Origin of the sequence: Ramlibacter sp., from assembly GCF_036383835.1 — a bacterium.
Lineage (GTDB): Bacteria > Pseudomonadota > Gammaproteobacteria > Burkholderiales > Burkholderiaceae_C > Ramlibacter.
The window spans coordinates 1-4,221 of sequence record NZ_DASVNN010000036.1 but is presented as its reverse complement, the minus strand read 5'-3'; the positions used below and the strand labels follow the sequence as shown (position 1 = coordinate 4,221).

Here is a 4,221-nt window from a genome sequence, read left to right as displayed (position 1 = left end):
TGCGAGGACCGGGCAGGCGGCCCAGCGCGGCTACGAGAGCGCTTTAGCGCGTATCGAGCCGCGCGTACGTTTCTGACTCGCGACACCTGTGTCTGAGCGGAGTGTTTGACCGCGTGCGGTGAAACACGCAGCGAGTTCGGTCGCGGGGGCCGCCTGCCCGGGCCTCGCAGGTTTGCCGAAGCGCCGTAAGGCGCGAAGGACGCCATGCCAGCGCGACCCCGGCCCCGCCCGCACGGGGGCTGGCAGCCGGGCGCGATGCGAAAAAGCGGGAAGAGGCGCATCAGCGCCTCTTCAAAATGCTCTGGATCCCCGCCTCCGCGGGGATGACGAAAAGAGTGAACGAATCAAACGCGTGAAATTCGGACGCCCTGGATTCCCGCCTGCGCGGGAATGACGGGGAGTTACGGTCCAGTTCTTCGGCGCCGGGATAATCCGCGCCCATGCACATCCATATCCTCGGCATCTGCGGCACCTTCATGGGGGGACTGGCCGCCCTCGCCCGCGAGGCGGGCCACAAGGTGACTGGCTGCGATGCCGGCGTCTATCCGCCCATGAGCGACCAGCTGAGGGCGCTGGGCATCGACCTGATCGAGGGCTACGGCACGGACCAACTCGCGCTCGAGCCCGACGTCTGGGTGGTGGGCAACGTGGTTTCGCGCGCCCGCAATGCGGACGGCACGCCGCGCTACCCGCTGATGGAGGCGATCCTCGACCAGGGCCTGCGCTACACCAGCGGCCCGCAGTGGCTGGCGGAGCACGTGCTGCAGGGCCGCCACGTGCTGGCCGTGGCCGGCACGCACGGCAAGACGACCACCACCTCCATGCTCGCCTGGATCCTGGAACACGCCGGCATGCAGCCCGGCTTCCTGGTGGGCGGCGTGCCGCTGAATTTCGGCGTGTCCGCGCGCCTGGGCAACCTGGCCCGCCCGCTCACGCCCTTCGTGATCGAGGCCGACGAATACGACACGGCCTTCTTCGACAAGCGCAGCAAGTTCATCCATTACCGGCCGCGCACGGCGATCCTGAACAACCTGGAATTCGACCACGCCGACATCTTCGACGACCTCGCGGCGATCGAACGGCAGTTCCACCACCTGGTGCGCACCGTGCCCTCGACGGGACGGCTGGTCGTCAACGGCCTGGAAGAAAGCCTGACACGCGTGATGCATCAAGGCTGCTGGAGCGAGATGCGCAGCTTCGGATCGGCCGTGAGCGACTTCCGCGCCGAAGGCGAGCCGACGAGGTTCGACGTGCTGGAACAAGGCCACCGCGTGGCCTCCGTGCAATGGGACGTGGGCGGCGTGCACAACCAGCTCAACGCCCTGGCCGCGATCGCCGCCGCGCAGCACGTGGGCGTGACGCCCGCCACTGCCGCCGCGGCGCTGCGCGAATTCCGCAACGTCAAGCGCCGCATGGAAGTGCGCGGCATCGCCAACGGCATCACCGTCTACGACGACTTCGCCCACCACCCCACGGCGATCCGCACCACCATCGACGGCCTGCGGCGGCAGGTGGGGAGCCAGCGCATCCTCGCGGTGTTCGAGCCCCGCAGCAACACGATGAAGCTGGGCACGATGAAGGCGCAGCTGCCCTGGAGCCTGGAGCAGGCCGACCTGTCCTTCTGCCACGCCGGCGGACTGGGCTGGGATCCCTCCGAGGCGCTGCAGCCCATGGGCGCGAAGGCGCGCGTGGCACAGACGATCCCCGAACTGGTCGACCAGGTGAAGGCGGCGGCGCGCTCCGGCGACCACGTGCTTTGCATGAGCAACGGCGGCTTCGGCGGGATCCACGCCAGGCTGCTGGAGTCGCTGGGCCCGCGCGCCTGAGGCCGCGGCCGCGCTGCTTCAGGCCGAGCGCGGGTAGAACTCCGGCAGCAGCGGTGCCGGCGCCGTCTTGTCCAGTTGCTGCCTGCGGATCTCCGGCGGGCGGGTCGCGTTCAGCATCGAGTAGTTGAACTGGCTCTGGTCCGATGTCGGCGCTTGCGAGGCGTTGCCCGACAGGCGCGGACCGGCCGAGGCCGTGGCGCGCTTCGGATTCGAGGTGATGCTGCCCACCGCGTAAAGCGCGGAGAGGCAGCGCGCGAGCTGCGCCTCGCCGAGGCCGGTGGATTGCTGCAGCGCCGGGAAGTCCATGCCGGGCTGCTCCGCGAGTTCGCGCATCAGCAGCAGGTGCGCGTCGCGCAGCTGGCGTTGCGGCAGGCGCGGCGGCCGCCGGAAGTACAGCTTCTGGGTGCGGTAGTGCGGCGGCAGCAGGTCGCGCTCGGTGCGTTGCGCGTACTGCCACATCAGCTGCGACACGCTCAGCCGCGGATAGTTGGCCGGGATCACTACTGCGCCGTGGTTGCGCACGCACCACGACGCCTGCTCGAAATCGGCCGGCGTGACCCCCGGCATCACGCCGGCGCCCAGCCGCAGGTCGACGACGGCCAGCAGGTCCTTGTCGCGCAGCACCTCCCAGGACCCGGAGTTGAGCATCGGCTGCTGCTCGGCGAGGCTGGAGGCGAGCGCGAACTGCGACAGCATGGCCTGCATCAGGTCGGCGAAGCGGTGCAGCACCTTCGTGGCGGCGGCCTTGTCGGCCAGCTCGAAGGTGATGGCCGGCTGGAAGCCCGGCGCGGCCATCGGCAGGGAGAAAGCGACGGGGCGATCGACGTCGGCCAGGGCCAGTTGCACCGAGCGCCCGGTCGGCACGGCCGGCTGCACGCGCAGGTGCTGGTTGGGCATCAGCATCGTGCGGCTGCCTTCCAGCCACCAGGCGTCGGATTCCGCGAAGGAACCGAGCTGCCAGCTTGCGCGCGCGCCTGAGGCGGCCATTGCCGCCTCCGCTGCCGCCTTCTGCTGCGCCTCCGTGTATCCCGCCAGCCCGAGTCGCAGGGCGGGGACCTCGATCGTCATTTGTTCCCTTAGGGGCTCTATCGGCCCTGATGGGAAACAAATGTACCGGCCAAGTTACAGTATGTAAATACTCCTGGATTACCTTTGGCGGCGCTTGCGGACCGCCTGTGCCAAATTTTCGAGGACTTCGCCACTTTCGCTCCAGCCGATGCAGGCGTCCGTGATGCTTTTTCCGTACTGCAGCGCCTGCGGATCGTCCTTGCCGGGCGTGAACTTCTGCGCGCCGCCGACCAGGTGGCTTTCTACCATCAGGCCGAAGACGCTGCGCGAGCCGCCGGCGATCTGACCGGCGATGTCGCGCGCGACTTCGACCTGGCGCTCGTGCTGCTTGCTGCTGTTCGCGTGGCTGCAGTCGACCATCAGCTTGGGATTGAGCTTGGCGGCTTCCAGTTCGCGGCAGGCGGCGGCCACGCTGTCGGCGTCGTAGTTGGGCGTCTTGCCGCCGCGCAGGATGACGTGGCAGTCCTTGTTGCCGTTGGTCTGCACGATCGCAACCTGGCCGTTCTTGTGCACCGAGAGAAAGTGATGGCCGCGCGCCGCCGCCTGGATCGCATCGGTGGCGATGCGGATGTTGCCGTCGGTGCCGTTCTTGAAGCCGATGGGCGCCGACAGGCCCGAGGCCAGCTCGCGGTGCACCTGGCTCTCTGTGGTCCGGGCACCGATCGCGCCCCAGGAAATCAGGTCGCCGATGTACTGCGGGGAGATCACGTCGAGGAACTCGCTGCCGGCCGGCAGGCCGAGCCGGTTGATCTCGATCAGCAGCTGGCGCGCGATGCGCAGCCCTTCGTCGATGCGGAAGCTCTCGTCGAGGTACGGGTCGTTGATCAGCCCCTTCCAGCCCACCGTGGTGCGCGGCTTCTCGAAGTAGACCCGCATCACGATCTCCAGCGTGCCGGCGTACTTCTCGCGCTCGGCCTTCAGGCGCCGGGCGTATTCGTGCGCGGCGTCCGGGTCGTGGATCGAGCAAGGGCCCATCACCACCAGCAGGCGGTCGTCCTTGCCGCTCATGATGTTGTGGATGGCCCGGCGGGTGCCGGGCGGAGCGGATCGCGTCGATCGCCACCTGCACGTCGCCGTCGGTGCGGTTCTTGAAGCCGACGGGCATCGAGAGGCCGGATGCGAGTTCGCGGTGGATCTGGCTCTCGGTCGTGCGCGCGCCGATGGCGGCCCACGAGACGAGGTCGGCGTAATACTGGCCGAGCGTGGTGTCGAGGAACTCGGTGCCGATAGGCAGGCCCGCGGCGTTGATGTCGAGCATCAGCCGGCGGGCGAGGCGCAGGCCGGTGTTGACCTGGAAGCTGCCGTCGAGGTGCGGATCGTTGATCAG

Annotated in this window: 3 protein-coding genes and 1 pseudogene; 1 reads left to right on the top strand and 3 read right to left on the bottom strand. The window is 68.6% G+C overall.

All coding sequences use genetic code 11. The annotated features are described in order from the left end of the window. The first annotated feature begins 440 nt into the window (after positions 1-440). Positions 441-1,826: a UDP-N-acetylmuramate:L-alanyl-gamma-D-glutamyl-meso-diaminopimelate ligase gene (gene mpl, locus VF522_RS06490; RefSeq protein ID WP_330907417.1), complete on the top strand. Its 1,386-nt coding sequence runs from the start codon at positions 441-443 to the stop codon at positions 1,824-1,826. A gap of 18 nt (positions 1,827-1,844) precedes the next feature. On the opposite strand, the gene VF522_RS06485 is transcribed toward mpl, so the two are convergent. The 3 genes and pseudogenes from VF522_RS06485 to VF522_RS06475 form a co-directional block, all read right to left on the bottom strand. Next, positions 1,845-2,894: a hypothetical protein gene (locus VF522_RS06485; RefSeq protein ID WP_330907416.1), complete on the bottom strand. Its 1,050-nt coding sequence runs from the start codon at positions 2,892-2,894 to the stop codon at positions 1,845-1,847. 78 nt (positions 2,895-2,972) lie between these two features. After that, positions 2,973-4,085 (bottom strand): 3-deoxy-7-phosphoheptulonate synthase, encoded by a 1,113-nt coding sequence (locus VF522_RS06480; RefSeq protein WP_414709464.1) that lies wholly within the window; start codon positions 4,083-4,085, stop codon positions 2,973-2,975. After that, positions 3,985-4,218, bottom strand: a pseudogene (locus VF522_RS06475) (3-deoxy-7-phosphoheptulonate synthase); the annotation flags it as partial. The gene VF522_RS06480 and the pseudogene VF522_RS06475, both read right to left, overlap by 101 nt. Between the last annotated feature and the right edge of the window lie 3 nt (positions 4,219-4,221).